Source organism: Oryzihumus leptocrescens, from assembly GCF_006716205.1.
GTDB classification, from domain to species: Bacteria; Actinomycetota; Actinomycetes; order Actinomycetales; family Dermatophilaceae; genus Oryzihumus; species Oryzihumus leptocrescens.
Map to the genome: position 1 here is coordinate 614,508 of NZ_VFOQ01000001.1, position 25,779 is coordinate 640,286.

Sequence of the window (25,779 nt, forward strand, 5' to 3'; positions counted from 1 at the left end):
GAGCGCTTCGAGCAGACGCTTGCCCGGACCCGTTTCGGGAGCCCAGGCGTCATCTACGCGCCGGGACGGCCAGACATCGTCCGTGACGTCGGAGGCGTCGTCGCCGGCTACCTGTCCATGTCATTCGCTGCGCCACACCTGCTCGGGCCCAGGCTGGACGAGTTCGTCGCAGACCTGCGCGACCTGCTTGATCGTGCGTCGCCGACGGGTCCCTTCTGGGACTGGCCGGGTGACACGGAGATCCTGATCGCAGAGCGACAGTGACGTCGTCACCCGCCCGATGCTCCGTCACCGCGTGGCTACGCCTCCGCTCGTCGGCAGATCCGGCAAGGCGGCCCTACCCAGGTCGCCCCTTATTGGGTACGAGCGCACGCCCGGCTCGCTCCACTTCGCGATCGAAAAACCCCTCCCGGACGAGCTCGTTCGGAGTCTCGTCAAGGCGAAACTCGCAATCCTCCGGCGCTGAACCACGCTGCCGTGGTCTTGACGCGCGCGGGCCGGAAGGTGTCGTTCGCGACACACACGGAACCCGACAGGGATTGCGCCGGGGTCCGGGGCGGCAGGGAAGCGGCACGGCATACGGGCCGTCGCAGCGGCGCTGAGCAGGGAGGTACCGTGACCGGGTGCCCCGACTGATCACCACTCCCACGCGCATCCCCGTCCCCGGCGGCAAGGTCATCGACGAGCACGTCGGCCGGGTCACCACCGGCACCGACGCCGTCTCGGTCGCCCACATGATCGCCCCGCCCCACTGGGACGAGCCGTTCCAGACGCCGGAGTTCGACGAGGTGACGCTCGTGCTCAAGGGCAGCGTCATCGTCGAGCACGACGGCGGCCCGACCACGGTCACCGCGGGGCAGTCGATCATCACCCACGCCGGGGAGCGGATCCGCTACTCCACCGGCGACGATGGCGCGGAGTACGTCGCCGTCTGCACCCCCGCCTTCTCCCCGGACACCGTCGGCCGGGAGGAGTGAGCGTGCTGACCGACGACCAGGTCCGGCGCGCCCCCAAGGCCCTGCTGCACGACCACCTCGACGGCGGACTGCGCCCCCAGACGATCATCGAGATCGCCGAAACCGTTGGCTACCAAGGGCTTCCGGCCACCGACGCCGAGGCGCTCGGCCAGTGGTTCCGCGACAGCGCCGACTCCGGCTCGCTCGAGCGCTACCTGGAGACCTTCGACCACACCCTGGCCGTGATGCAGACCGTCGACGGACTGCAGCGCGTGGCCCGGGAGTGCGTGGAGGACCTGGCCGCTGACGGCGTCGTCTACGCCGAGATCCGCTACGCCCCCGAGCAGCACCTGCAGGCGGGGCTGTCCCTGGAGGACGTGGTCGAGGCCGTCAACGAGGGCTTCCGCCAGGGCGAGAAGCGCGCCGCCGACGCGGGGCACCCGATCCGGGTCACCGCCCTGCTGACCGCGATGCGCCACGCCGCCAAGAGCACCGAGATCGCCGAGCTGGTCGTGCGCTACCGCGACCAGGGCGTGGCCGGGTTCGACATCGCCGGCGCCGAGGCCGGCTTCCCGCCCACCCGGCACCTCGACGCGTTCGAGTACCTCCGCCGCGAGAACGCCCACTTCACCATCCACGCCGGTGAGGCGTTCGGTCTGCCGAGCATCTGGGAGGCGATCCAGTGGTGCGGCGCCGACCGGCTCGGCCACGGCGTGCGGATCGTCGACGACCTCAGCGTCGGCGACCTGCCCTACACCGCCGACCCGGCCCGCTTCTCCGCGGCCGACCCGGCCGACGTCACCCTGGGCCGGCTGTCCTCCTACGTGCGCGACCGGCGCATCCCGCTGGAGATGTGCCCGAGCAGCAACCTGCAGACGGCCGCAGCCGACTCGATCGCCCACCACCCGATCACCCTGCTCAAGCGGCTGAAGTTCCGGGTCACCGTCAACACCGACAACCGCCTCATGAGCGGCACGTCGATGTCGCGCGAGATGGGCCTGCTCGTCGCCGAGGCCGGCTGGACCGTCGAGGACCTGCGCTGGGTGACCATCAACGCGATGAAGTCCGCGTTCATCCCCTTCGACGAGCGGCTCGCCATCATCGAGGACGTCGTCAAGCCCGGGTATGTCGCGCTGCTCGCCGAGGCGGACACCGCCCCGGCCTGACCGCTCACCACGCGCACCACCCCGCCGAGGGGGACCACACACCGCCGAGGGGGACGTTTCTCGGGGTGTGGGCCGGCCCAGACCCCGAGATACGTCCCCCTCGGCGCATGACGTCCCGGCCTGACACACCGAGCTGGACGTTGGTGCTCCTTCAGCCGCGCCGAAGGGGCACCAACGTCCAGCTCGGCGGGGTCACCTGGTGGTGGGGCGCGCGGGCACTGGGCGAACACGCCGGCCGTCCTGCCCGTCAGCCGAGGTGCGTGTCGGGGGTGTCCGGCGCGTCCGGGGTGGCCGGTGCCTCGGGCTGGGTCGCCTCGGCCTGGTCATGCTGGAGCTCGGTCATGAGCCGGCCGGTGCGGGCGACGACGTAGACCTTGACCTCCAGGCCATCGCTGCGCACGAGCTTGACCTTCCACTCCGCGCCGGCCGGGCCGAGGTCGGAGTCGACCGAGTCGAGCTGGGCGTGGGTGCTGCGCTCGGCCAGGCTGACCGCCTGCGCCATCGTGACCGGCGCGGGCTGGGTCGCGGGCACCGCGGCCGGTGTGGTCGAGCCCGTCGTGGGCGCGGACGGGGGAGTGGACGGCGAGGCGGGAGCGGCCGCCATCGCCATGCCGGCGTTGATGTCCTGGGCAGGCCGCGCGGCGGTGCTCCGGGTGGGGGTCTGCTGGCCGGCCATCGTGGCGGCCACGGTGCCGCCAGTGATGACGACGGCCGCGCCGGCCATCGCGAGCCCGAGACGGACGGAGTGCTGGCTGAGGTTCATGGGGGTTCCTTTGTGTCGGGTGGCGACCCGGGTGGTCGCTTGCCGACAACGCTCGTGCAGAACCCGAGCCGTCAGTAGCCCACCTGGGTGTCCGAAACCCCCACCCTCCATGCCGACAGGGACGTTTCTCGGGTTTCGGCCCTGCCGAAACCCGAGAAACGTCCCTCTCGGCGGAGATCCAGCTCGGCGGGAGGTCTGCGGGCCAGACGTGCCCGGCTCAGGCCAGGGTGTCGGGCGGCATGAGGCGCCGCCGCAGCTGGTCCTCGCGCTGCAGTCGCTCGGTGTCCCGTCGGCGGCGGTCGGCGAGCACCGCGGCGAGCACCGCCTCGGGGTGGCTGCCCGGGGGAGGCGCCGGCGCGGCATACCGCAGGACGTCGGTGAGCAGCTCCTGGCTGAGCTGCGTGCGGGCGGCGGGGCTCATCTGACCGGCCCGGGCCAGGAACTGGCGCGTGGCCATGGCGAGGTGGTCGGGCAGCGCCGCGAGGTCCGCCGTGGTCGCCCACGACGCGAGCTGCCACGGCATCTGCGGCGGTATCACGAGCTGAGGGCGCACCCGCTCGCGCACGACGTAGGTGCCGGCGGCCAGGTCGCCGAACCGCTTGCCCTTGCGGTTGAACAGGGAGCACGTGAACGCGGGCGCCATGAACAGCGGCGGCAGCCAGATCTCGACCACCCCGATAAGCGCCCGGGTGAGCGCGTGCCGGAAGCCGATGGGGCCGGCGTCGTCGCGCACGGTGCGCAGGCCGGTGGCCGCCTTGCCCACGCTGCGGCCCCGGGTGAGCGTCTCGACGGTCGTCGGCAGCACCACCACGGCCAGCACGGTGGCGGTGAGGAAGACCGTCGCCGCGACGGCGTCGTCGGCCTCGCTGGTGACCAGGACCGCGAGCCAGAACAGCGCGAAGAGCACCACGCCGGCGACGAACAGGTCGAGGGCCCCCGAGAGCACCCGCATGCCGAGGCCGGCGGCGGGCAGGTCGAGGGCGACGGCCTCACCGGTGACGAGGTCGTCCTCGCCGACACCCAGGGTTGCGCTGTCCACGTTCGCAGCCTAGGGCCACCGGGCTGGCCCTAGGCTGTCCGCCGTGGATCTCGACGCGTTCGTGGCGGCGCACCAGGGGGAGTGGCAGCGGCTGGACGCGCTGGCGCGGCAGCGGCGGCTGTCCGGGGCGGAGGCCGACGAGATCCTCGACCGCTACCAGCGCGTGGCCACGCACCTGTCCGTGGTGCGCTCCGCGGCGCCGGACCCCAGCCTGGTGACCTACCTGTCCTCGCTGCTGGCGCGGGCGCGGGCCCGTTCTGCGGGCACCCGGTCGGTCGCCTGGCGCGACCTCGCGGTGTTCTTCACCGACACCTTCCCGGCGGCGCTCTACCGCACCCGTCGGTGGTGGATCGCCACGGCGCTGGTCAACGTGGCGGTCGCCTTCGTCATCGGGTGGTGGCTGCTGGCGCACCCGGCGGTGGAGTCCTCGCTGCTCTCACCCGCCGAGGTCGACCAGCTCGTCCGGGTGGACTTCGCGCACTACTACAGCGAGTACGCCGCGTCGCACTTCGCCGCGAAGGTGTGGACCAACAACGCGTGGGTCTCGGCGCTGTGCATCGCCTTCGGCGTGCTCGGCCTGCCTGTGATCTACCTGCTGCTGCAGAACGTCCTCAACGTCGCGATCATCGGCTCGATCATGGTCCACCACCACCGCGCGTCGGTGTTCTTCGGCCTGATCCTGCCGCACGGCATCCTCGAGCTGACCGCGGTGTTCATCGCCGGGGCGACCGGGCTGCGACTGTTCTGGTCGTGGGTCGAGCCCGGGCCGCGCACCCGCACCCAGGCGGTCGCCCGCGAGGGGCGTTCGGCCATCGCGGTGGCGCTCGGCCTGGCCGCGGTGCTCGCCGTGTCCGGGGTGATCGAGGCGTTCGTGACACCCTCGCCGCTGCCCACGTGGGCCCGGGTCGGGATCGGCGTCCTGGCCGAGGCGGCGTTCCTGACCTATGTGTTCACCGCCGGCCGGTGGGCGGTCCGCCGCGGCGCCACCGGTGACGTGAGCGCCGAGGACGCAGGGGCACAGGCGCCGGTCGTCGGCTGAGCCGGCGCGCAACCAGCGCGGCATGCCGGCGTCGGGCTTGAAGAAGTCCCGACGTCGGTGTCGGATCGGGGCAGGGCTGTTCGTAGCAGGGGTGAGCGGCGCCCGGGAGGGGCGCCCCAGAGCACAGGAGATGATCCGAGATGCAGTACCTGGTTTCCGTGATCGACGACGGCACCGGCCCGGACACCCCGACCGAGCAGGCTGCGATCGACGCGTTCAACGACCGGCTCCGGGCCGAGGGGCACTGGGTCTTCGCCGGCGGCCTCGGGTCGCCCGAGCCGGCCACGGTCGTCGACAACCGGAATGGCGAGGCGTTCCTCACCGACGGGCCGTTCGTGGAGTCGAAGGAGTACATGGCCGGCTTCTGGATCATCGAGGCCGCGGACCTCGACAAGGCGCTCAAGCTCGCCACCGAGGGGTCGAAGGCCTGCAACCGCAAGATCGAGGTGCGTCCGTTCCTGTGAACCGGACCGACGTCGGCGAGGCGATCACCCGCGCCCACCACGAGCAGTGGGCGCGGGTGGTTGCCGCCCTGGCCCGGCGGTTCGGTGACCTCGACATCGCCGAGGAGGCGGCGGCCGAGGCGTTCGCGACCGCCGTCGCGCGGTGGCCGGCCGACGGTGTCCCGCCCAACCCCGGCGGCTGGCTGACCACGACCGCCACCCGCAAGGCCATCGACCGGATCCGGCGCGAGCACAGGCGCGACGACAAGCAGAGGGAGGCTCAGATGGTGCACGACGACGACCCGCCCGAGCCTCTCGGCGCCGTCGACGACGAGCGGCTGCGGCTGATCTTCACCTGCTGCCACCCGGCGCTCGCGATGGAGACCCGTGTGGCGCTGACGCTGCGCATGGTCGGTGGCCTGACCATGCCCGAGATCGCCCGCGCGTTCCTGGTGCAGGAGACGACCATGGCGCAGCGGATCACCCGGGCCAAGGCCAAGATCAAGGCGGCCGGCATCCCGTACCGCGTGCCGTCCGCGGAGGACCTCCCGGCACGCGTCTCCGGTGTGCTCGCCGTCCTCTTCCTCGTCTTCAACGAGGGCTACCTGGCGACCGGCCCCGACTCCGACCCCGTCCGCCACGACCTGACCGCCGAGGCGATCCGCCTGACGCGCCTGGTCCGTGCCCTCCTGCCGCAGGACGGTGAGGTGGCCGGGCTGCTGGCGCTCATGCTCCTCACCGAGGCCCGCCGCACCGCCCGGGTCTCGTCGACCGGCGAGCTGGTCAGCCTCGACCAGCAGGACCGGGGGGCCTGGGACGCGGCGCTGGTCGCCGAGGGGCATCGGCTGGTGCGCGAGCGCCTGGCCGCGGGCAAGCCCCCGGGTCGCTACCAGGTCCTCGCGGCGATCAACGCCGTGCACACCTCCGCCCGCGACGTGCGCGACACCGACTGGTCGCAGGTCGTCGCCCTCTACGACCAGCTGGTCCGCCTCGACCCGTCGCCGATCGTCGCCCTCAACCGGGCCGTCGCGGTCGCTGAGCTCGACGGCCCCGAGGTGGCTCTGGCGGCCGTCGACCGGCTCGAGGGCACGCTGGCCGGCTACCACGCCTTCCACGCGACCCGCGCCGACCTGTTGCGCCGGCTGGGCCGCAGCCAGGAGTCCCGCGCGGCGTACGACGCGGCCATCGGGCTCGCGGGCAACACCGCCGAGATCGCCTACCTGACCCGCCGTCGCGACCAGCTGGGGTAGTGCCCGCGCGAACGCCGGGGCCGCGATCGACACCGACGCAGCGAGAACGGGCTCGGACGCGCGGCCCGGCGGGTCACCCGTTCTCGACCCAGTCCGTCCAGGTGTCGGGCAGGTCGGCCGGCTCGAGGTGGTTGACCGTCAGGGCATAGCGAGCCAGCTCGTCGAGGTCCTGCCCGGCGTAGGCCTGGCCGCGGGTGACGACGTTTCCGGACCCGTCCAGCACCCGCCACTGCGTGTGGACGCCGTCGTTCGCGAGCCGGGACTGCTTGGTGTACTGCGCCATGGGAACGTCCTCCGCTGGTGGGTCCCGTCCGGGGTCTGCGGACGCGGACTCCTGGAGCCGTCGAGGAAGTGCGTCGACGGCCTGTCACCAGCGTGCCAGTGCCGGGGCGCCGGGGCGACCTGCAACAAGTCCCGCCGCGGTGTGCGACGGGACTCGATGTGAGCGGGTGGATCAGTGGGCGAGGGCGACCGGCTTGGCAGAGCCGATGTCGATGGCGAGGTCGCCGACGTAGTTCTTCCGGAGCGCGAAACGGTCCCGGCTGTTGGCCTTGACCCAGTCAGCGGCCTTCGCCGCGGCTGCGTCGGCCTGCGCGTGGGTCTCCCACGTGCTGAGCGAGACGAAAGCCTCCTTGTCGACCTGGGCAACCCCGTAGGACACGAAGCCGTCGCTCTTCTGGAAGAGCGGCACCATCCCGGTCCTGGCCTGGGCGGCGATCTCGTCGAAGGAGCCGGACTTGATGTCGTAGAGCGCGATGCGTGTGCAACGCATGATGTGCCTTCCTGGTGATGAAGCGGCCTGCGTAACCCGCACGCCGGTTCCACTCCTGACAGTACGTCCGATGTCTAAAACTAGCAATAGATTTCCATGAATATCGTTTCAGGTATGATCTGGCTCATGCCCTGGGGATTCCTGACCAACCACGCCCAGGCGCTGCTGTGCATCGCGCGTGACCCAGGTGTGCGCCTGCGCGAGATCGCCACCACGCTGGGCATCACCGAGCGCGCCGCCTTCGGCATCGTCACCGACCTGGTGGACGCGGGCTACGTGCTCAAGGACAAGGACGGCCGGCGCAACCGCTACCGGATCCAGGGCGACCAGCCGCTGCCCGAGGCGCTGCTCCGGCAGCGGACGGTCGGCCAGCTGATCACCCTCCTCGCCCAGACCGACGCCGGGAGCCGCGACCACGGCTGACGCGCCGGCATCCCGGCTCTGCCGAGGTTCGTGGTGCCCTGCCGCGGCTGCGGCCGCGGCAGGGCACACCCTTCCTCGGCAGAGCGGTCCAGAAGGACGTGACCGGTCAGGCCATCTCGGGCACGTGCAGGTGCGCGAGCGCGATCTCCATCTCGGCGACGTCGTCGACTGTCGCCCCGGACTCCTGGGCGGCCCGCTGCCGGATGCTCCCCATCTGCTCACGGCTGGCCTCGAGGGCTTCCGCGTTGTCGTAGGTGACCGTCCCGACGGCCCGCCCGGCCTGGCGGTTGATGAGCAGGCTGGCGCTGCAGAAGCCGAAGAGCTCCTGGACGCGGGGGAGGACCACCATCTTGAAGATGTCGGTGGCGCGGTCCGCGCTGGCCGGGTCACCGCGCAGCCAGGTGACGCGGGCACAGGCACCGCTGGGCGTGGGGTGGTCCCGGTGGACCACCGCGACCTCCCAGGTCTCGACCTCACTGGGGCCTGCGCCGAGGACCTGCTCGGCCCTGCTGCGCAGTGGGCGGGCCGACCCGGCCGACGCCGTCATGGCGTCCTCGGTCTGCCACGCGGTCGTGGCGATGCAGCGGCCGGACCCGCGGTCCACCAGGACCGACATCCCGACGCACCCGTCGATGCCGCTCACGGCAGGCAGGACCTCGTCGCGGACGACGGTGAGGCCCTCGTCGATCCGGGCCGGGTCCGCCTGCATGCTGCTGGTACGTGCGTACACGACGCGCTCCTCTGCTCGAGGCAGCGTCCCGACGGCGCTGCCGTCCCGGGCCACGCTTCTCCCCGAGCATGCCCGGGTCAATAGTCACCGTGACGTAGCCCGAGGGGCGCCACCGGCCTCAGAGCAGGCCGCGCGACTTCAGCAGCAGGTAGTGGTCGGTCAGGGCCACCGGCAGGTCCGCGGGCGGGGCGTCCAGGACGTGCACCCCGAGCCGGCCCAGCACCTCGCCGGTGCGCTCGCGCAGCGCGGTCGTGCGCTGCGCGGCGGCCGCGTCGTAGACCGTCTCGACGCTGTCGCGCCTGCGGCCCATGCGCGCGAGCTCGGGGTCGGCGACCGAGGCCAGCACCACCCGGTGGTGCCGGGTGAGGGTGGCCAGGGTCGGCAGCAGGCTCTCCTCGACCGCCGCCGGCTCCAGCGAGGTCAGCAGCACCACCAGGGAGCGGCGGCGGCTCAGCCCGCCCACCGCCCCGGCCAGTGCCGACCAGTCGGCCTCCAGCAGCGCCGGCTCCAGGGGCGCCATGGCCGAGACGAGGTCACCGAGCAGCTCGGTGCGCGACGCGCCGGTCACCCGGGCCCGGACCACCCGGTCCCCGGCCAGCAGGTCCACCCGGTCACCGGCCCGGGACGCCAGCGCGGCGAGCAGCAGCGCGGCGTCCATCGAGGCGTCCAGGCGCGGGCTGTCGTCGACCCGGCCGGCCGAGGTCCGGGAGGTGTCGAGCACGAGGATGACCCGCCGGTCCCGCTCGGGCTGCCAGGTCCGCACGACGACCCCGCCGCGCCGGGCGGTGGCCCGCCAGTCGATGCTGCGCACGTCGTCGCCGGCGACGTAGTCGCGCAGCGAGTCGAACTCGGTGCCCTGGCCGCGCACCCGCACCGCCGAGCGGCCGTCGAGCTGACGCAGCGTCGCCAGCCGGCTGGGCAGGTGCTTGCGGGAGGTGAACGGCGGCAGCGCCCGGATCACCCCGGGCACGTCCAGCGAGCGCTGGCGTCCGGCCAGCCCGAGCGGCCCGAGGCTGCGCACGGTCACGCGGTCGGCGCGCCGGTCGCCGCGGCGGGTGGGGCTCAGCCGGGTCGTCACCCGGGTGCGCTCACCGGCCCGCACCGAGACGGTATGCCGTTCGCCCGCCGCCCCGGCCGAGGGCTGCCACCCGTCGCGGACCACCGCCCGCAGGCGCCGGCGGGTCGGGTTGGCCAGCAGCAGCGTGCTCTCCCCGGCCTCGCCCAGGCGCACCTGGCCGCTGGGGCGGCGTTCGAGCACCAGCCGGCCGGGGCTGACCGCCAGCGCCAGGTCGAGCCCGACGGCGAGCAGGACCACGGCCCACCAGGTCAGCACGGTCGACCCGGTGGGCCAGAGCAGCACCGGGACGATCCCCAGCAGGATCGCCAGCGGGGCCCGACCGGTCAGCGCCACGACCGCCCACCTCCGAGGGGGAGGCGGGCACACGGCATACGGCAGGAGGGCATGGTCAGCGGGGGACGGGCACGGCGGACAGGGCGCTGGCGAGCACGGAGGCCACGTTGACCCCCTCGAGCTCGGCCTCGGGGCGCAGCTGCAGGCGGTGCGCCAGCGTGGCCTGGGCCAGGGCCTTGACGTCGTCGGGGGTGACGAAGTCGCGGCCGTTGAGCCAGGCCCAGGCCCGGCTCGTGGTCATCAGGGCGGTGGCGCCACGCGGGCTGACGCCCAGGGCCAGCGACGGCGACTGGCGCGTCGCGCGGGCGATGTCGACGATGTAGCCGGCCACCTCCGGCGACACGGTCACCTGGCGCACCGCCTCCGCGCCCGCGGCGAGGTCCTGCGGCCCGGCGACCGCCTGCACGCCGGCTCCCGCGAGGTCGCGCGGGTCGAAGCCCTCGGCGTGCCGGGTCAGGACGGTGACCTCGTCCTCGCGGGGCGGCAGCGGCAGCTGCACCTTGAGCAGGAACCGGTCGAGCTGGGCCTCGGGCAGCGGGTAGGTGCCTTCGTACTCCACCGGGTTCTGCGTCGCGGCGACCAGGAACGGCGACGGCAGCGGGCGGGGCAGCCCGTCGACGGAGACCTGCCGCTCCTCCATCGCCTCCAGCAGCGAGGCCTGCGTCTTGGGCGGCGTGCGGTTGATCTCGTCGGCGAGCAGCAGGTTGGTGAACACCGGGCCCTCGCGGAAGGAGAACTCGGCCGAGTGGGCGTCATAGACCAGCGACCCGGTGATGTCGCCGGGCATCAGGTCGGGCGTGAACTGCACCCGCTTGGTCTGCACGTCCAGGGCGGCGGCCAGCGACCGCACGAGCAGGGTCTTGGCTACACCGGGCACGCCCTCGAGCAGGATGTGCCCCCGCGCGAGCAGGGCGATGATCACGCCCGAGACGGCCGCCTCCTGGCCGACGACGGCCTTGGCGACCTCGTGCCGGACGGCCATGAGGGCCTCACGCGCTCGGGTGGACGACGCCACCGTGCTGGTCTCGGTCATGGTCGGCGGACCTCTTTCTCCAGGGCGGCCAGCAGCTGGCCGAGGGCGATCAGGGACGAGTCGTCGGCGGGTGGCCGGGTCAGTGCGGCGCTCACCTCGTCGGCGCGCCGACCGGTCACCGCCGCGACCGCGGCGGCGAGCGTGGCCGGGTCGGTGCCGCGCGGCAGCCCGAGGTATGCCGTGAGCCGGCTCCGGGTGCCGGCCTGCAGCACGGCCGCGGCCCGGGTGCGGTCCCCGGCCTTGCGGTACATGCGGGAGCGACTGCGGGTGGTCTCCGTCGCGCTGACGACCGCCGGCAGCGGCTCGACGACCAGGCGGCCGAGCCGCCGCCCGCGCCACAGCATCAGGGCCAGCACGGCGCTGGCGCCAAGCACCAGGCCGGGCCCGAGCCACCGAGGCAGCAGGGCGTCGAGCGAGGTGGGGTCGGTGACCGGCACGTCGAGGTCGCTGGCGACGTACCACAGCACGTGGTCGGTGCCACCGGTCAGCCGCAGCGCGATCGCGGCGTTGTCCGCGCGCAGGATGCTGCGGTTGGCCAGCGCCTCGGGACTGCCCAGCAGCACGACCCTGGGGTGTGATGCGGACGCGTCCACCGAGGCCATGACGCCGCCGCCGAGGTCGGCGAAGCAGGTGCTGACGGTGGGCGGGAAGTAGTGCCGGGGCAGGTAGACCCGGTCCCCGCCGGAGATCTCCAGGCCGCGACCCAGGGAGGGCTCGTCGCAGCCGGCGGGGACCGCGTCCCAGACCGGGCCGGCACGGACGTCGACCGGCAGGCCCAGCCCCTCGGTGACGTCCTGGCCTGGGTTGAGCAGCACGATCGACGACGCCCCCCGGGCGTGGCGGCCGAGGTGTGCCGCCGTGGTGCGCGACAGGCTCGCGGTGCTGGTGACCAGGACCGTGGTGCCGGCGTCGACCCCGGTGTCCAGCAGGTCGGCCTCGGAGCGGACCACGTCGACCCGCACCCCGTGCTGCTGCAGGACCTCGGCCAGCGCTCGGGCGCCGCCCGGGCCGGCGTTGTCGGGGTCGAGGGGAGTGGTGTTCTCCGCGGAGGTGCCGGTGAGCACGGTCAGCACGACTGCAGCCAGGACCACCAACAGCCCGATGCCGGCCGCGGCGCGGTGCCGCCGCAGGCGCGCCACCCAGCCGCGGGACACGGTGCCGGTGCCGGTGATGGTTTCTGCCTCGAGGGTGGTCACGGCGTCGCCACCGCGGGATCGGCAGAGGTCAGCACCGGCCGCGTGCGGGTCAGCCGTGCGTCGAGCCCCACGACCTCCTCGGCGTCGGCCCGGCCGAGGTGGCGCTCGCCGTAGCGCACCGCGTCGAACAGGTCCGCGGCCCGGCGCAGGGCGTCGACCTCGTCGGGGAACCGGGGCGCCAGGGCCAGCGCCACCTCGTGGGCGGTGCTGCCGGGGGTGTCCTCCAGCAGGGTCCGGTCGGCCGCCTCGCGGGTCAGCGCGCGGTAGGCGTCGGCCAGGGCGTCGTCGAAGCGGCCCTCGGCCAGCGCGGCGGCGACCCGCGCGCGATACATGGCGGCGGTGGTCCGGGGGTCGGTCAGCACGGCCGCACCGCGGCCGGGGAGGCGGCGCTCCCGCCGGACCCGGGGCAGGACGAACGCCAGCAGCGCGACGACGGCGGCGGCCACGACCGCGGTGACCAGGGGCGACCACCCGGCGGCGGCCTGGCTCTGGTCGAGCAGCCGGTGCCACTGCTCCTGCAGCCAGTCCGCGAGCCGCTGCACCAGGGATGCCTGGTGGTGGTACGCCGGCCGGGCCAGCTCCTCGCGCAGCCAGTCGCGGGCCTGCCCGGGCGAGGGCTCGAGGGCGCGCGGCAACAGGACCGGTCGGCTCATGGCTCGCGTCTCAGCCCCGGCGGCCCGTGGAGTCGGCGGCGGCGGCGCGGATCAGCGTGACGTCCAGGCCCTCGAGCCGGATCCGGCGGTCGATGTAGAGCAGGCCGACCACCCCCGCGACGAACGGGGTGGTCAGGGCACCGGACACGATCTTGCCCAGGTGGGAGGCGATCACCACCATCACCAGGCCGCTCTGCGGGTTGTCGCCGGTGGCCGCCATGCCGACGAAACCCACCAGCGAGAAGGGGACCGAGAGCATCGACCCGGCGATCGCGGCGATGACCGACACGAGCAGGATGATGCCGAAGGTGCGCCAGAAGACGCCCCGGGTCAGGGCGAAGGAGCGCCGCAGCGCCGGCCGGACCCCTATGCCCTCGAGCACGATCGCCGGTGCAGCCAGGGCGGTGCGGGTGCTCAGCCAGATCGCGCCGGCCAGGCAGGGGAGCCCGCCGAGGACCCCGACGAGCAGACCTGCCGCGGCATGGCCGTTGAAGGACAGCAGGATGCCGGCACCGACGACGAGCAGGATCGGCACCACGACCGCCAGGTCCACCAGCAGATGCGCGCCCAGGACCGGCAGCAGCCGGCGCCGGGTGCTCGACCAGGTGCGCCCCATCGTGGTCCGCCGGCCGAGGACGGCCTCGCCGATCACGTGGGCCAGCAGACCGGTGAGCACGCCGGTGGCCAGCCAGGTGAAGAGGGACTCCACCAGGCTGGCGGGCAGGGTGCCGAGGCTGCCCATGCTCGAGGTGTCGTCGGGTGAGGGCAGCGACACCATCGTCAGCAGGGCCGAGATGACGGCCGAGGGGACCAGGCAGGCCAGGAGGACCACCGCGGACAGCCCCAGGGTGGCCCCGGGGTTGCGCCGGATCGCCTTGACCGACCCGTCCATCACGTCGCCGAGGCCGAGGGGGCGGAGGGCGACGATGCCCGGCTTGTGCAGCACCGGCATCGCCCAGGCCGGGGCCGCGGGGTGGCCCACGGCCGGCGCCGCGCCCGGCGCGAACGCGGGCGCGGCACCGGGCACGGTGGCGGTGGGGTGGCCAGGGGCGACCTGGCCGGGAGGCGGGTAGGCCTGGCCGGGAGGTGGGTAGGCCTGGCCCGGAGGCGGGTAGGCCTGGCCCGGAGGCGGGTAGCCGCCGTGCTCCGTCATCTCAACCCCCGTATCCCCGTGCGTGGCTCACGCCATGATCGCCCATCGCGGGTCACGGCGCAGGCAGTAGCGTCAGCGCGTCACATACCGGGGATCTTGGCGATCTGGCTGGCCGAGGGCTCGGTGATCGGCTTGACGGCGTCCCACTCGGTGAAGTCCATGGTGCCCTTGTCCTTGCCGGTGGGCATGGCCACGCGCAGCAGGTGGTGGGCGTCGTCCGTGGAGATGTAGAGCTTGGCCTCGTCGCCGCCGACGCGGTCGCTGAGCACCCACGCGTCCTGGCCGTTGACGGAGCCGGCCTCGACCTTGGTGGTCAGCTTGGCGAAGGCCGGCATGTCCTTGTCCTCGAACATGCTCTTGAGCAGCGAGGTCACCGTCAGGTCGTTCATGTCCTTGGCGGCGTCGGCGGGCAGCTTGAAGTACTTGTCACCGATCATCTGCGCGGCCTCGGCGCCGGCGTTCTTCGTCCAGTACTCCTTGGTGGAGCGCAGGTAGACGGTGCCGCCCACGCGGCGCAGCTCGAAGGTGCCCTCGGTGCCGGCGCCGACGCTGCCGGTCACGTCACCGGCCTTGGTGCCCGCGATGTCGAGCAGCAGGTGCTCGCCGTCGGAGGTCATGTCGCCCTTGAGGTGCACGCTGGTCGCGGCCAGGGCGCTCTCGCGGGCCTTGTTGTAGAGGACGTCGGCGGCCGGCTTGCTCGCGGCCTTCGTCGTGGTGCTGCCCTTGGCCGAGCCGGACGCGGCCGGGCCGCAGGCAGTCAGGGCGAGGACGCCCGCGAGGGCGAGGGCGGGAAGGGCCGGGACACGGCGCAAGGACATGGGCATGGAGAGACCCCCGGAAGATCGAGACGGAATGTGCGATCCGTCACGAATTGCCCGGATCGGGCGGAATCTATCAGTTCCCTGTGGGCGCCCGTGAGGCCGGGGATCAGCTGCCGACCGCGTGCCCGGCGAGCACGCGCTCGGCGCGCGCGGGCGAGCAGGCGCGGGCGCCCAGGGACTCCTGACGGGCCACGACCCCGGGCTCCTGGCGGCACAGCAGCAGGCCGCGGCGCCACAGCACCAGCGGCGGCTTGCGCCGCTCGGACAGGTCGCGCAGGAGGCGGCGCCAGAACGTCAGCCAGCGGTTGTGCCGCACGCAGAACGCCTCCAGCAGCAGGCCCTGCGCGGCCAGGGCCGGCACGATCTCCGCGGCGAAGATGCCCTCGGCCAGGATGACCTCGTCCGGCCCGGCGTGGACGGTCGCGTGACCGGTCGCGCGGGAGGCGCTGATGTCGTACTGCGGCACCCGCACCCGCCCGTGCGTCACCAGCTCGGTGAGCGCGGCCACCGCCCGGTCGGCGTGCCAGGAGTCGGGGTGGTCCCAGTCGACGATGCCCATCTCGAGCACCGGCAGCCGCGGGTCGTCCCCGTCGCGGTAGAAGTCGTCGAGGCGGACGACGGGCCAGCCGTGCCGCTCGGTGAGCCGTCGTGCGAGCCGGGACTTGCCCGACCCGCTCGGCCCGGCCAGGACGACCACCCTGCGGCGGGCCGCCGGGGCCGGCGCGCTCGCCGGGGCGGCGGGGGAGTCGTGCACGGACACCGGGGCGGGATCAGCTGGCACGGACCCAGAGTGTATGCCGTCGCGCCACCTCCGCTTCACCTCGAACGTGAGGGGGACGGAGGTCACGGATGGGTCGCGAGCGCTGGCGCGGCCGGCATACCGCGGCGCATGCTGGAGGCATGGGCAGCCTGCACCGGGCCACTGCGGCGACGGTGCGTGCCGTCGTGGCGATGGGGCACGCACTGGGGGTGTCGCGCGTGCCTCCGCAGCCGACGGCGCCGCCGCTGCAGCGGATCTGCTCCGACCTGCACCGGCTCGACCTCGAGCGGGAGTGGCTGCTGACCAACCCGCCCGTGCCCGCGCTCTACCACCGGCTGCTCGCGGTCAGCTGGGCCTACGACCACGCGCTGCGCGACGCCTGCAGCGCCCTCGGGGTGCCCGCCCCGGAGCGGGACCCGTTCGGGCAGGCCGAGCGGCTGGCCACCGAGGCGGAGCTGAGCGCGGCCGGCCTGCGCTGGTGATCGCGGACCGGAACGGCACGCACCGAGGGACCCCGCGCCGTGCGCGAGGTCCCTCGGGTCAGGGGTTCGGGGGTGCTCAGACGCCCTTGGGGTGCCAGACCGTCTTGGTCTCGAGGTAGGCCCGCATCCGCGACAGGTCCGGCGTGACCGTCCAGTCCGGCTCGACCGCGGACTCACCGGTGCCGGCCGGGCGCAAGACCCGCTTGAGGTTGTCGGTGGCGGCCAGCTCCAGGTCGCCCCACGCGAGGCCCTCGGCGCCGGCCGCGCCGGCCAGGTCGATCGCGTTGACGTCCATGTGCGAGGCCAGCCACGGGGCCACCTCGGCGGTCCGGCCGGTGACCAGGTTGATCACACCGCCGGGCACGTCGGAGGTGGCCAGCACCTCGGAGAGGGTGATCGCCGGCAGCGGCCGGTCCTCGCTGGCGAGGACGACGGCGGTGTTGCCGCTGACCACGATCGGCGCGAGCACCGACACCAGGCCGAGCAGCGAGGACTTCTGCGGCGCCAGGGCGGCGACGACACCGGTCGGCTCGGGCGCCGAGATGTCGAAGTACGGTCCCGCCACCGGGTTCAGGCCGCCCAGGACCTGGGCCAGCTTGTCCGGCCACCCGGCGTACCAGACCCACCGGTCGATCGCCTGCGACACCAGCGTCTCGGCCTTGGCGGCCGTGACGCCCTCGGCCGCCGCGACCTCGGCGACGAACTGGGCGCGCCGGCCCTCCATCAGCTCCGCGACGCGGTAGAGCACCTGCCCGCGGTTGTATGCCGTGGCGCCGGCCCACTTGGCGAACGCGCCCCGCGCGGCGACGACGGCGTCACGGGCGTCCTTGCGCGAGCCCATGGCCGCGTTGGCCAGGAACCGGCCGCGGCTGTCGGTCACCTCGTAGGTGCGACCGGACTCGCTGCGGGGGAACGCGCCGCCGACGTAGAGCTTGTAGGTCTTGCGGATCTCGACCCGCGGCTCGGCGGCCTCGGTGGTCGCCTTCTTCCGGGTTGCGGCGGGGCTCACTTGGCGGCTCCTGTCGTGACGTAGGCCTCGAGGCCGTGGCGGCCACCCTCGCGGCCGTAGCCGGACTCCTTGTAGCCACCGAAGGGCGAGGTCGGGTCGAAGCGGTTGAAGGTGTTGGCCCAGACCACGCCGGCGCGCAGCTGGTCGGCCATCCAGAGGATGCGCGAGCCCTTCTCGGTCCACACGCCGGCGGACAGGCCGTAGGGCGTGTTGTTGGCCTTGGCCACCGCCTCCTGCGGGGTGCGGAAGGTCAGCACCGACAGGACCGGGCCGAAGACCTCCTCCTGGGCGATGCGATGGGTCTGCGAGACGCCGGTGAACACCGTGGGGGCGAACCAGAAGCCGCGCTCGGGCAGGTCGCACGGGGCGGTCCAGCGCTGCGCGCCCTCGGCCTCGCCGATGTCGGACAGCTCGCGGATGCGGGCCAGCTGGGCGGCGGAGTTGATCGCGCCCACGTCGGTGTTCTTGTCCAGCGGGTCGCCGACGCGCAGGGTCTTCAGGCGGCGCTTGAGGCGGCTGACGACCTCCTCGGCCACGGACTCCTGGACCAGCAGGCGCGAGCCCGCGCAGCAGACGTGGCCCTGGTTGAAGAAGATGCCGTTGACGATGCCCTCGACGGCCTGGTCGATCGCGGCGTCGTCGAAGATGATGTTCGCCGCCTTGCCGCCGAGCTCCAGCGTGGCCCGCTTGCGGGTGCCGGCGATGGAGCGCGCGATGGCCTTGCCCACGTCGGTGGAGCCGGTGAACGCGACCTTGTCGACACCCGGGTGCTCGATCACGGCGCGGCCGGTGTCGCCGGCGCCGGTGAGGATGTTGACGACGCCCGCCGGCAGGTCGGCCTGCTGGCAGACCTCGGCGAACAGCAGCGCGGTCAGCGGCGTGGTCTCGGCCGGCTTGAGCACCACCGTGTTGCCGGCGGCCAGGGCCGGGGCGATCTTCCACGCCAGCATCAGCAGCGGGAAGTTCCACGGGATGACCTGGCCGACGACGCCGATGGCGCGCGGGTTGTCCCCGAGGCCGGCGTAGTCCAGCTTGTCGGCCCAGCCGGCGTGGTAGAAGAAGTGCGCCGCGGCGAGCGGGACGTCGACGTCGCGCGACTCCTTGATCGGCTTGCCGTTGTCGATGCTCTCCAGGACCGCGAACTCGCGGGCGCGCTCCTGCAGGATGCGCGCGATACGGAAGAGGTACTTGCCGCGCTCGGCGCCGGAGAGGCGGCCCCAGGCGCCGTCGTAGGCGCGGCGGGCCGCGCGGACCGCGCGGTCGACGTCGGCCTCGCTGGCCTCGGTGACCTCGGCGAGGACCTCCTCGGTGGCGGGGCTGATGGTCTTGAAGGCGGAACCGCCCTCGGACTCGACGAACTCACCGCCGATGAACAGCCCGTAGGAGGGCTTGATGTTGACGATCGCCCGCGACTCAGGTGCGGGCGCGTACTCAAACTTGGACACAGTTATCGCCTCGCGGATTTCAGTCGATCGTGACGTAGTCGGCGCCGGAGTAGTGGCCGGTGGCCAGCTTCTGGCGCTGCAGGAGGAGGTCGTTGAGCAGGCTCGAGGCGCCGAAACGGAACCAGTCCGGGTCGATCCAGTCCTCGCCGGCGATCTCGTTGACCATGACGAGGTACTTCATCGCGTCCTTGGTGGTCTTGATCCCGCCGGCCGGCTTGACGCCGACCATCTTGCCGGTGAGCTCGCGCCAGTCGCGGACGGCCTCGAGCATGATCATGGTGACGGGCAGGGTCGCCGCGGGGGAGACCTTGCCGGTCGAGGTCTTGATGAAGTCGCCACCGGCCAGCATCGACAGCCACGACGCGCGACGGACGTTGTCGTAGGTGACCAGCTCGCCGGTCTCCATGATGACCTTCAAATGGACGTCGGACCCGTTCGCCCTGTTTTCGTCGCAGACCGCCTTGATCGCCGCGATCTCCTCGAACACCTGCAGGTAGCGGCCGGAGAGGAACGCGCCACGGTCGATGACCATGTCGATCTCGTCGGCGCCGTTCTTGATGGCGTCGCGCGTGTCGGCCAGCTTGACCTCCATCGACGCGCGCCCGGAGGGGAAGGCGGTGGCGACGGCGGCGACGTGGATCCCGGTGCCCTGCAACGCATCCACGGCCACGGGGACCAGGTCGTTGTAGACGCAGACGGCGGCGACGCGCGGCGTCGACTGGTCCGAGGGGTCAGGGTTCTTGGCCTTGGCGCACAGCGAGCGCACCTTGCCCTCGGTGTCCGCGCCCTCGAGCGTGGTCAGGTCGATCATGCCGATGGCGGTGTCGATCGCCCACGCCTTGGCGGTGGTCTTGATCGACCGGGTGCCGAGGCCGGCGGCGCGCGCCTCGGCGCCGACCTGGTCGACGCCGGGGAGGCCGTGGAGCCACGTCGTCAGCGCGGCGTTGGTCAGGGTGCCGACACCAAGCAGGTCAGCTGCTCTCTCGGCTGCGGGGGAAGAACTCACCCGGCGAGTCTATCGGCCTATGCTCGTGGCTCTAGACGCCCCGAACGGCGCCCGCCGCGTGCGACGCCACAGCCGAAGAACCCGAGGTCATGACCCCTCCCGCCACCGCCACCACCAGCCGGACCTACCGCCAGCGTTCGTCCCAGCTGGTCGCGCTGCTGTTCATCGCCGCCGCCGCGGTGCTCATCGGATCGATGCTCCTGTCCTGGAGCACCGACGCCTCGCCCTTGTTCCTGAGCATCCTGCTGCTGGGCATCGCCGGCTCGTGGGCGATGTTCCTGCGCCCGGCGGTGGTCGTGGACAGCGACGGGGTGACGCTGCGCAACGTCGTGCGGGACGTGCACGTGCCGTGGCAGCTGCTCACCGACGTCGAGGCGCGGTGGAACGTGCGGGTCTTCACCGGCGAGCGCGGTTACACCGGCTGGGCGGTCTCGTCGCAGATCGAGCGCCCCAAGGGCGCGACCGGCGGTCTGTTGGGAGCCGGCTTCGGTGCCTCCTCGACGCTGCAGCGCATCAGCAAGGAGGACACCGCCGGTGCCCCCGAGCCCGGCGGGCGCAAGGTGACCTCGCGTTCGGTCGCCGACATCATCGAGGACACCAAGGCGGCGTATGCCGCGGCCGTCGCCCGCGGCGAGATCACCCCGCCGGCGGAGCCGCGCGTGACGGTGCGGTGGGTGCCGCTCGTGCTGGCCGTCCTCGCGGTGCCGGCGCTCGGCGTGCTCGTCTTCGCCGTCCTCTGAGCCCGGGCCCTCCCGGGCCCTCACCTCCTCCGTCGAGCTGGACGTTGCTGCCCCTTCAGATCGCCTGAAGGGGCAGCAACGTCCAGCTCGGCGGGTCTTCCCGTGTGTGCCTGCGCGCTGTCGGCGGGCCGCGCGACACTGACGGACATGGCCTATGACGAGGACCTCGCCAACCGGATCCGCGAAGCCGTGCAGGACGAGCCGGGCATCCGCGAGAAGCGCATGTTCGGCGGCCTCGGGTTCCTGGCCGGCGGCAACCTGGCCGTCTCGGCGAGCGGGCAGGGTGGCCTGATGGTTCGCGTGGACCCCGCCGACACCGAGGCGCTCGTCGACGACCGGGTGGTCCACCGGATGGTGATGCGCGGGCGCGCGATGGACGGCTGGCTCCGGGTGGACCTGGAGGCGGTCGACACGGACGACCAGCTGCGGCACTGGGTCCAGCGTGGCCTGGCCTACGCGCGCTCCCTGCCGCCGAAGTAGCGGCGCCTTGCGCAAGTCAGGGCTGCCGGGAGGGCCGATACCGGCCCCTCCCGCAGCCCTGACTTGCGCAAGGTGGGGTCAGACGGAGGTGTGCTGCTCCATCGCGGCCCGGACCGACGCCAGGCGTCGCCCGGCCTCGGCCCGCGCCTCTCCCAGCCCGTCGGGGCCGTCCACCGGCACGACCGCCTCGAGGTAGACCTTGAGCTTGGGCTCGGTCCCGCTGGGTCGGACGATCACCCGGCTGCCGTCGGCCAGGTAGTAGCGCAGCCCGTCGGTCGGCGGCAGCTGCTCCGAGCCGGCCGCCAGGTCGTCGGCCCGCTCGACCGCGACCCCGGCGACCTCGGTCGGCGGTGCCTCGCGCAGCCGCTGCATCACGGTGCCGATGAGCGACAGGTCAGCCACCCGCACCGAGAACGAGTCGGTCGCGTGCACGCCGTGCGCGACCGCCAGGTCGTCCAGCACGTCGAGCAGGGAGCGGCCCTGGGCCTTGAGCATCGCGGCCATCTCGGCCACCATCAGCGCGGCGCTGACCCCGTCCTTGTCGCGCACGGTCTCCGGGTCGACGCAGTAGCCGAGGGCCTCCTCGTAGCCGTAGCGCAGCCCCGGCACCCGGGAGATCCACTTGAACCCGGTGAGCGTCTCCTCGTGCCGCAGCCCGGCCGCATGGGCCATGGCCGCGAGCAGCCGCGAGGACACGATCGAGTTGGCGAACACCGCCTCGGCACCGACCCCGCGCTCGAGCACGTGGGCGCCGAGCAGGGCCCCCACCTCGTCGCCGCGCAGCATCCGCCAGCCCGTGGGGTTCTCGTCGGTCACCGCGGCCGGGTCGGGCACGGCGACGGCGCACCGGTCGGCGTCCGGGTCGTTGGCCAGCACCACGTCCGGGCGCACCCGGCGGGCCAGCTCGAGGGCGGCGTCGATCGCGCCGGGCTCCTCCGGGTTGGGGAAGGAGACGGTCGGGAACGCCGGGTCCGGCGCCGCCTGGCTGCCGACGACGTGCGGTGCGCGGAAGCCGGCCCGCTCGAACGCGGCGAGCACCACGTCGCTGCCCACCCCGTGCAGGGCGGTGTGGACGACGTCCACGTCGCGCGGGCTGTCCGCGGCGACGACGGCGGCGGTCGCGTCGAGGTAGGCCTCGAGCACCTCGTCCCCGAGCGTGGTCCAGCCGGAGTCCGCGCGCGGCACCGAGGCCACCGTGTCGACCCGGGCGATCTGGGTGGCGATGTCGGCGTCGGCCGGCGGCACGATCTGGCTGCCGTCACCGAGGTAGACCTTGTAGCCGTTGTCCTGCGGCGGGTTGTGGCTGGCGGTGACCATGACACCGGCCGCGGCGCCGAGGTGGCGCACCGCGAACGCGAGCACCGGGGTCGGCAGCGGCCGCGGCAGCACCATCGCCCGCCCGCCGGCCGCGGTCACCACGGCCGCGGTGTCGGCCGCGAACACGTCGGAGTTGTGCCGCGCGTCGAAGCCCACCACGACCAGCGGGCTCTCCTCGCGCTGCTGCAGGTATGCCGTGAGGCCGGCAGCTGCGCGGATCACCACGCTGCGGTTCATCCGGTTGGGCCCGGCGCCGAGCGCGCCGCGCAGCCCGGCGGTGCCGAACTCCAGCATCCCGGCGAACCGGTCGGCCAGGTCGGCGGCCGCGGCGGTGTCGCCGTCTCGCACCGCGGCCAGGACGCCGTCGAGCTCGGTGCGGGTCGTCGTGTCGGGGTCGTCGTCACGCCACGCGGTGGCGGCCTCGACGAGCTCGGCGACCTCGCTCCCCGGGGTGGCCGGGGTGTCGTCCCCGCGGCCGTGCCGCGCGAGATACGTCATCTCGGGTCCCCCTTCAGATCTTCGCGACCACGGCGGCGAGGAGGCGGCCGCAGCGCTCGGCGGCGGCCTTGCCGGCCTCGAGCACCTCGGCGTGGTCCAGCGGCTGGTCGGAGATGCCGGCGGCGAGGTTGGTGACCAGGGAGATGCCGAGCACCTCCAGACCGGCCTGACGGGCGGCAATGGCCTCCAGGCTCGTGGACATGCCGACGAGGTCACCGCCGATGACCTTGGCCATCTGCACCTCGGCCGGGGTCTCGTAGTGCGGGCCGCGGAACTGCACGTAGACGCCCTCGTCGAGGTCGGCGTCGACCTCGCGGGCCAGGTCTCGCAGGCGCGGGGAGTACAGGTCGGTCAGGTCGACGAAGTTCGCGCCCTCGATGGGGGAGTGCGCGGTCAGGTTGATGTGGTCGCGGATGAGGACCGGGGTGCCGGGGCGCCAGGCGGGGTTGAGCCCGCCACAGCCGTTGGTCAGGACGATCGTGCGGCAGCCGGCCGCGGCGGCGGTGCGCACCGCGTGCACGACCGAGCGCACGCCCTTGCCCTCGTAGAAGTGGGTGCGGGTGCCGTAGACCAGGGCCCGGCGGCCGGTGTCACCGATGGCGACCGAGCGCATGACGCCGGAGTGGCCGGCCACCGCGGCCTTGGCGAAGCCCGGCACGTCGGCGTTGTCGATGGTCGCCAGCGTCTCGCCGATGAGGTCACCGGTCTGGCCCCAGCCCGAGCCGAGCACCAGCGCCACGTCGTGCTGCGCCACACCGGTCCGCTCGGCGATGACCGCCGCAGCAGCCCGGGCCACCTCGAAGGGGTCGGTGGCGGGGTCGGACAGGTCGAGGGCGCGGGGTGTGGTCTCAGTCACGGGCGGCAGCCTACCCAGCGGGAAGCGGCCCGACCTCGGCCCCTGTCAGGCTTTTGGGGCCCGCGCGCAGGCTGCTCTGAGGTTGGGCTGCGACACTGCCGCCGTGACTGACGACGAGCAGCCGAGCCAGACCCCGACCGGCCCGGGCCGCCGCACCGCCCTGGTGTCCTTCGCGGCGGTGCTGGGGGCCGCAGCCTGCGCCCCGGCGCGCCAGGACCGCTCGGCCGGACCGACGGCCTCGGCGTCCCCGTCGACCTCGACGGCGCGGCCGGCCGGCCCGTCCCCGACGGCCTCGACCAGTGCGACGAGTGGCCCGGCTCCGCAACCGGCCATTGCCCGCACCAGCGGACCCGACATCGTCCACGGACCGCGCAGCCGGCAGGAGGTCGCGCTGACCTTCCACGGCGCCGGCGACCCGGCCATCGCGCGCCGGCTGCTGCAGGTGCTCAAGACCCACCAGGCCCACGTCACCGTCTTCGCCGTCGGACAGTGGCTGCAGGCCGAGCCGCACATGGCCGCCGAGGTCCTGGCCGGCGGCCACGAGCTCGGCAACCACACCTGGAGCCACCAGCAGATGAAGCAGCTGACGCCGGAGCAGGCCCGCACCGAGGCGGTGCGGGGTGCAGAGGCGCTGCGCGCGGCCACGGGCACGGCCGGCTGGTGGTTCCGTCCCTCCGGCACGCTGCACAGCACGGCGACGATCCGGGCGGCAGCCCAGGCAGCGGGATACCACCGGTGCGTCTCCTACGACGTCGACCCGGAGGACTTCCGCGACCCTGGCGCCGCGCTCGTGCGCTCGCGCACGCTCGCGGCGGTGCAGCCCGGCTCGATCGTCAGCCTGCACTTCGGCCACCAGGGCACGCTCACCGCGCTGCCGGCGATCCTCGACGGGCTCAAGGCCAAGGGGCTCGAACCGGTCACGTTGTCCCGTCTGCTCCGCGACGGCGCCTGACCTCTGCCACGATGTCGTCGAATCCCTCGCCCAACCCTCGAAAGGGACGCTCAGTGCTGACCCCGCACCGCCCCGGCCACCGCACCGCGGCCGCGCTCGCCGTCTCCGTTGCCGTGCTCCTTTCGGGCTGCGCCGGCACCGGTGGGGGCTCCAGCGCAGCCACGACCCGGGCGACGTCCGCCCCGTCGAGCGCCAGCGCGACGCCCTCGGCGACCCCGTCCTCGTCGACGTCGTCGGTCGCCGACGCGGTCTACGCGCACACCGGGGCCGGCGCCCTGACCGGTGCGGCGGCGAGCGCGAAGCCGCTGGTCTACGTGCCGAACACCGTGTCCAACACGGTGCAGGTCATCGACCCCTCGACCTACAAGGTCATCGGGCGCTTCCCGACCGGGCGCGAGCCGCAGCACGTCGTGCCCAGCTGGGACCTGAAGACCTTGTGGGTCAACGACGACCTGGGCAACGACCTCATCCCGATCGACCCGCGCACCGGTCAGGCCGGCCGCCCGGTCCCCGTCGAGGACCCGTACAACCTCTACTTCACCCCCGACGGCAAGTACGCCCTCGTCATGGCCGAGCGGCTGCGCCGCATCGACGTGCGCGACCCGCACACGATGAAGCTCATCCGGTCGCTCCCGGTGCCCTGCTACGGCGTCAACCACGCCGACTACTCCGCCGACCTGTCCTACTTCGTCGCGAGCTGTGAGTTCAGCGGCAAGCTCCTCGTCATCGACAAGGACGCCACCAGGCTGCGCCAGGTCATCGACCTCAACGCGGTGAAGACGCCCGGTGCCACCTCGCCGGAGCACGCGCACAGCATGGGCGGCCCGAAGAGCAACCTGCGACCGGGCGCCTCGGCGATGCCGCAGGACGTGCGGCTGACCCCCGACGGCACCCGGTTCCTCGCCGCCGACATGCTCCGCAACGGCGTGTGGGTCATCGACGCCAGGACGCTGAAGATCCAGCGCTTCATCCCGCTCCAGACGGGCACGCACGGCATCTACCCCTCGCGCGACGCCACCCGGCTCTACGTCAGCAACCGCGATGCCGGCTCGGTCTCGGTGCTCGACGCCGCGACGCTCAAGATCGTCGCCACGTGGACCATCCCCGGCGGCGGGTCCCCGGACATGGGCGGGGTCAGCGCCGACGGCACCAAGCTGTGGCTGTCCGGGCGCTACCACGGCGTGGTCTACGTGTTCGACACCCGCACCGGCAAGGTCCTGCGCCGGATCCCGGTCGACGCCGGCCCGCACGGCCTGGCCGTCTGGCCCCAGCCGGGGCGCTTCTCCCTGGGCCACACCGGCAACATGCGCTGACCCCTGCGCGGGGCCCGCGCACGGTGAGGGACCCCGGGATGCCGCGTGGGCGGCATACCGGGGTCCCTCCCTT

The 25,779-nt window shown here is 73.3% G+C and carries 28 protein-coding genes; 11 read left to right on the forward strand and 17 right to left on the reverse strand.

Going from position 1 to position 25,779, the window contains the following annotated elements:
• Positions 1-623: 623 nt before the first annotated feature.
• Together FB474_RS02990 and FB474_RS02995 are read left to right on the forward strand one after the other, a co-directional pair.
• Complete coding sequence (locus tag FB474_RS02990; protein WP_141787305.1) at positions 624-977, forward strand: cupin domain-containing protein; 354 nt, start codon at positions 624-626, stop codon at positions 975-977.
• A 5-nt stretch (positions 978-982) separates the two neighbouring features.
• Positions 983-2,122: an adenosine deaminase gene (locus tag FB474_RS02995; protein WP_221632578.1), complete on the forward strand. Its 1,140-nt coding sequence runs from the start codon at positions 983-985 to the stop codon at positions 2,120-2,122.
• Positions 2,123-2,369: 247 nt separating this feature from the next.
• Here the strand turns inward: FB474_RS02995 and FB474_RS03000 are convergent, their stop codons facing one another.
• Together FB474_RS03000 and FB474_RS03005 are read right to left on the reverse strand one after the other, a co-directional pair.
• Positions 2,370-2,885 (reverse strand): PepSY domain-containing protein, encoded by a 516-nt coding sequence (locus FB474_RS03000; protein WP_141787307.1) that lies wholly within the window; start codon positions 2,883-2,885, stop codon positions 2,370-2,372.
• A 217-nt stretch (positions 2,886-3,102) separates the two neighbouring features.
• Positions 3,103-3,924, reverse strand: a complete 822-nt coding sequence (locus FB474_RS03005) for an RDD family protein (RefSeq protein ID WP_246092013.1) — start codon at positions 3,922-3,924, stop codon at positions 3,103-3,105.
• A gap of 43 nt (positions 3,925-3,967) precedes the next feature.
• On the opposite strand from FB474_RS03005, the gene FB474_RS03010 reads away from it, so the two are divergent.
• From FB474_RS03010 to FB474_RS03020, 3 genes are all read left to right on the forward strand, one after another.
• On the forward strand, positions 3,968-4,963 hold the full coding sequence (locus tag FB474_RS03010) for a stage II sporulation protein M (protein WP_141787308.1): 996 nt from the start codon (positions 3,968-3,970) through the stop codon (positions 4,961-4,963).
• A 140-nt stretch (positions 4,964-5,103) separates the two neighbouring features.
• A complete protein-coding gene (locus FB474_RS03015) occupies positions 5,104-5,427 on the forward strand; it encodes a YciI family protein (RefSeq protein ID WP_141787309.1) in 324 nt (107 codons plus the stop codon).
• Positions 5,424-6,656: an RNA polymerase sigma factor gene (locus tag FB474_RS03020; protein WP_141787310.1), complete on the forward strand. Its 1,233-nt coding sequence runs from the start codon at positions 5,424-5,426 to the stop codon at positions 6,654-6,656. Before FB474_RS03015 ends, FB474_RS03020 begins: the two co-directional genes overlap by 4 nt.
• A gap of 73 nt (positions 6,657-6,729) precedes the next feature.
• On the opposite strand, the gene FB474_RS03025 is transcribed toward FB474_RS03020, so the two are convergent.
• Both FB474_RS03025 and FB474_RS03030 read right to left on the reverse strand, forming a co-directional pair.
• Positions 6,730-6,939, reverse strand: a complete 210-nt coding sequence (locus FB474_RS03025) for a hypothetical protein (protein WP_141787311.1) — start codon at positions 6,937-6,939, stop codon at positions 6,730-6,732.
• Positions 6,940-7,110: 171 nt separating this feature from the next.
• The gene (locus FB474_RS03030) at positions 7,111-7,428 is read right to left on the reverse strand and encodes an antibiotic biosynthesis monooxygenase (RefSeq protein ID WP_141787312.1); all 318 of its coding nucleotides are present in this window, start codon (positions 7,426-7,428) and stop codon (positions 7,111-7,113) included.
• Between the two features lie 126 nt (positions 7,429-7,554).
• Here FB474_RS03030 and FB474_RS03035 point away from each other — a divergent pair, with 126 nt between their 5' ends.
• Positions 7,555-7,851 carry a helix-turn-helix transcriptional regulator gene (locus FB474_RS03035; protein ID WP_141787313.1) on the forward strand — a complete coding sequence of 99 codons (297 nt, stop codon included), beginning with the start codon at positions 7,555-7,557 and terminating at the stop codon, positions 7,849-7,851.
• A gap of 106 nt (positions 7,852-7,957) precedes the next feature.
• Here the strand turns inward: FB474_RS03035 and FB474_RS03040 are convergent, their stop codons facing one another.
• From FB474_RS03040 to FB474_RS03075, 8 genes are all read right to left on the reverse strand, one after another.
• Positions 7,958-8,581: a hypothetical protein gene (locus FB474_RS03040; protein ID WP_221632418.1), complete on the reverse strand. Its 624-nt coding sequence runs from the start codon at positions 8,579-8,581 to the stop codon at positions 7,958-7,960.
• A 118-nt stretch (positions 8,582-8,699) separates the two neighbouring features.
• Positions 8,700-9,992 (reverse strand): DUF58 domain-containing protein, encoded by a 1,293-nt coding sequence (locus FB474_RS03045; protein WP_141787314.1) that lies wholly within the window; start codon positions 9,990-9,992, stop codon positions 8,700-8,702.
• A gap of 55 nt (positions 9,993-10,047) precedes the next feature.
• Entirely contained in the window at positions 10,048-11,025 is a 978-nt protein-coding gene (locus tag FB474_RS03050; RefSeq protein WP_141787315.1) for an AAA family ATPase, read from the reverse strand.
• Positions 11,022-12,221 (reverse strand): DUF4350 domain-containing protein, encoded by a 1,200-nt coding sequence (locus tag FB474_RS03055; RefSeq protein ID WP_141787316.1) that lies wholly within the window; start codon positions 12,219-12,221, stop codon positions 11,022-11,024. The genes FB474_RS03050 and FB474_RS03055 overlap by 4 nt, the downstream gene beginning before the upstream one ends.
• A complete protein-coding gene (locus FB474_RS03060; RefSeq protein WP_141787317.1) occupies positions 12,218-12,874 on the reverse strand; it encodes a DUF4129 domain-containing protein in 657 nt (218 codons plus the stop codon). Before FB474_RS03060 ends, FB474_RS03055 begins: the two co-directional genes overlap by 4 nt.
• A gap of 10 nt (positions 12,875-12,884) precedes the next feature.
• Positions 12,885-14,027: a DUF7847 domain-containing protein gene (locus tag FB474_RS03065; RefSeq protein WP_141787318.1), complete on the reverse strand. Its 1,143-nt coding sequence runs from the start codon at positions 14,025-14,027 to the stop codon at positions 12,885-12,887.
• Between the two features lie 80 nt (positions 14,028-14,107).
• A complete protein-coding gene (locus FB474_RS03070) occupies positions 14,108-14,851 on the reverse strand; it encodes a hypothetical protein (protein ID WP_141787319.1) in 744 nt (247 codons plus the stop codon).
• Positions 14,852-14,954: 103 nt separating this feature from the next.
• Complete coding sequence (locus FB474_RS03075) at positions 14,955-15,629, reverse strand: uridine kinase family protein (protein ID WP_246092014.1); 675 nt, start codon at positions 15,627-15,629, stop codon at positions 14,955-14,957.
• A gap of 119 nt (positions 15,630-15,748) precedes the next feature.
• On the opposite strand from FB474_RS03075, the gene FB474_RS03080 reads away from it, so the two are divergent.
• Positions 15,749-16,090, forward strand: coding sequence for a hypothetical protein (locus FB474_RS03080; protein ID WP_141787320.1), 342 nt, complete (start codon positions 15,749-15,751; stop codon positions 16,088-16,090).
• A gap of 76 nt (positions 16,091-16,166) precedes the next feature.
• Here the strand turns inward: FB474_RS03080 and FB474_RS03085 are convergent, their stop codons facing one another.
• The 3 genes from FB474_RS03085 to deoC are packed head-to-tail and all read right to left on the reverse strand — an operon-like array spanning position 16,167 to position 19,550.
• Entirely contained in the window at positions 16,167-17,099 is a 933-nt protein-coding gene (locus FB474_RS03085) for an aldehyde dehydrogenase family protein (protein WP_141787321.1), read from the reverse strand.
• Positions 17,096-18,544: an aldehyde dehydrogenase family protein gene (locus FB474_RS03090; protein ID WP_141787322.1), complete on the reverse strand. Its 1,449-nt coding sequence runs from the start codon at positions 18,542-18,544 to the stop codon at positions 17,096-17,098. Before FB474_RS03090 ends, FB474_RS03085 begins: the two co-directional genes overlap by 4 nt.
• A 19-nt stretch (positions 18,545-18,563) precedes the next feature.
• Positions 18,564-19,550, reverse strand: a complete 987-nt coding sequence (gene deoC, locus FB474_RS03095) for a deoxyribose-phosphate aldolase (RefSeq protein WP_141787323.1) — start codon at positions 19,548-19,550, stop codon at positions 18,564-18,566.
• An 89-nt stretch (positions 19,551-19,639) separates the two neighbouring features.
• Here deoC and FB474_RS03100 point away from each other — a divergent pair, with 89 nt between their 5' ends.
• Positions 19,640-20,290, forward strand: coding sequence for a PH domain-containing protein (locus FB474_RS03100; RefSeq protein ID WP_141787324.1), 651 nt, complete (start codon positions 19,640-19,642; stop codon positions 20,288-20,290).
• A 147-nt stretch (positions 20,291-20,437) separates the two neighbouring features.
• Positions 20,438-20,770, forward strand: coding sequence for a TfoX/Sxy family protein (locus tag FB474_RS03105; RefSeq protein ID WP_141787325.1), 333 nt, complete (start codon positions 20,438-20,440; stop codon positions 20,768-20,770).
• A gap of 78 nt (positions 20,771-20,848) precedes the next feature.
• Here FB474_RS03105 and FB474_RS03110 read toward each other — a convergent pair whose 3' ends face one another.
• Positions 20,849-22,585 carry a phospho-sugar mutase gene (locus tag FB474_RS03110; RefSeq protein ID WP_141787326.1) on the reverse strand — a complete coding sequence of 579 codons (1,737 nt, stop codon included), beginning with the start codon at positions 22,583-22,585 and terminating at the stop codon, positions 20,849-20,851.
• Positions 22,586-22,598: 13 nt separating this feature from the next.
• A complete protein-coding gene (locus FB474_RS03115) occupies positions 22,599-23,441 on the reverse strand; it encodes a purine-nucleoside phosphorylase (protein ID WP_141787327.1) in 843 nt (280 codons plus the stop codon).
• 103 nt (positions 23,442-23,544) lie between these two features.
• Here FB474_RS03115 and FB474_RS03120 point away from each other — a divergent pair, with 103 nt between their 5' ends.
• Together FB474_RS03120 and FB474_RS03125 are read left to right on the forward strand one after the other, a co-directional pair.
• A complete protein-coding gene (locus FB474_RS03120) occupies positions 23,545-24,393 on the forward strand; it encodes a polysaccharide deacetylase family protein (RefSeq protein ID WP_246092015.1) in 849 nt (282 codons plus the stop codon).
• Positions 24,394-24,446: 53 nt separating this feature from the next.
• Complete coding sequence (locus FB474_RS03125) at positions 24,447-25,706, forward strand: YncE family protein (RefSeq protein ID WP_246092016.1); 1,260 nt, start codon at positions 24,447-24,449, stop codon at positions 25,704-25,706.
• Positions 25,707-25,779 lie beyond the last annotated feature (73 nt).

Coding starts and splice junctions, on each gene's coding strand:
- FB474_RS03000 (WP_141787307.1), bottom strand. CDS start 2,885: ATGAACCTCAGCCAGCACTCCGTCCGTCTCGGGCTCGCGATGGCCGGC.
- FB474_RS03015 (WP_141787309.1), top strand. CDS start 5,104: ATGCAGTACCTGGTTTCCGTGATCGACGACGGCACCGGCCCGGACACC.
- FB474_RS03025 (WP_141787311.1), bottom strand. CDS start 6,939: ATGGCGCAGTACACCAAGCAGTCCCGGCTCGCGAACGACGGCGTCCAC.
- FB474_RS03030 (WP_141787312.1), bottom strand. CDS start 7,428: ATGCGTTGCACACGCATCGCGCTCTACGACATCAAGTCCGGCTCCTTC.
- FB474_RS03035 (WP_141787313.1), top strand. CDS start 7,555: ATGCCCTGGGGATTCCTGACCAACCACGCCCAGGCGCTGCTGTGCATC.
- FB474_RS03050 (WP_141787315.1), bottom strand. CDS start 11,025: ATGACCGAGACCAGCACGGTGGCGTCGTCCACCCGAGCGCGTGAGGCC.
- FB474_RS03060 (WP_141787317.1), bottom strand. CDS start 12,874: ATGAGCCGACCGGTCCTGTTGCCGCGCGCCCTCGAGCCCTCGCCCGGG.
- FB474_RS03065 (WP_141787318.1), bottom strand. CDS start 14,027: ATGACGGAGCACGGCGGCTACCCGCCTCCGGGCCAGGCCTACCCGCCT.
- FB474_RS03070 (WP_141787319.1), bottom strand. CDS start 14,851: ATGCCCATGTCCTTGCGCCGTGTCCCGGCCCTTCCCGCCCTCGCCCTC.
- FB474_RS03080 (WP_141787320.1), top strand. CDS start 15,749: ATGGGCAGCCTGCACCGGGCCACTGCGGCGACGGTGCGTGCCGTCGTG.
- FB474_RS03100 (WP_141787324.1), top strand. CDS start 19,640: ATGACCCCTCCCGCCACCGCCACCACCAGCCGGACCTACCGCCAGCGT.
- FB474_RS03105 (WP_141787325.1), top strand. CDS start 20,438: ATGGCCTATGACGAGGACCTCGCCAACCGGATCCGCGAAGCCGTGCAG.
- FB474_RS03110 (WP_141787326.1), bottom strand. CDS start 22,585: ATGACGTATCTCGCGCGGCACGGCCGCGGGGACGACACCCCGGCCACC.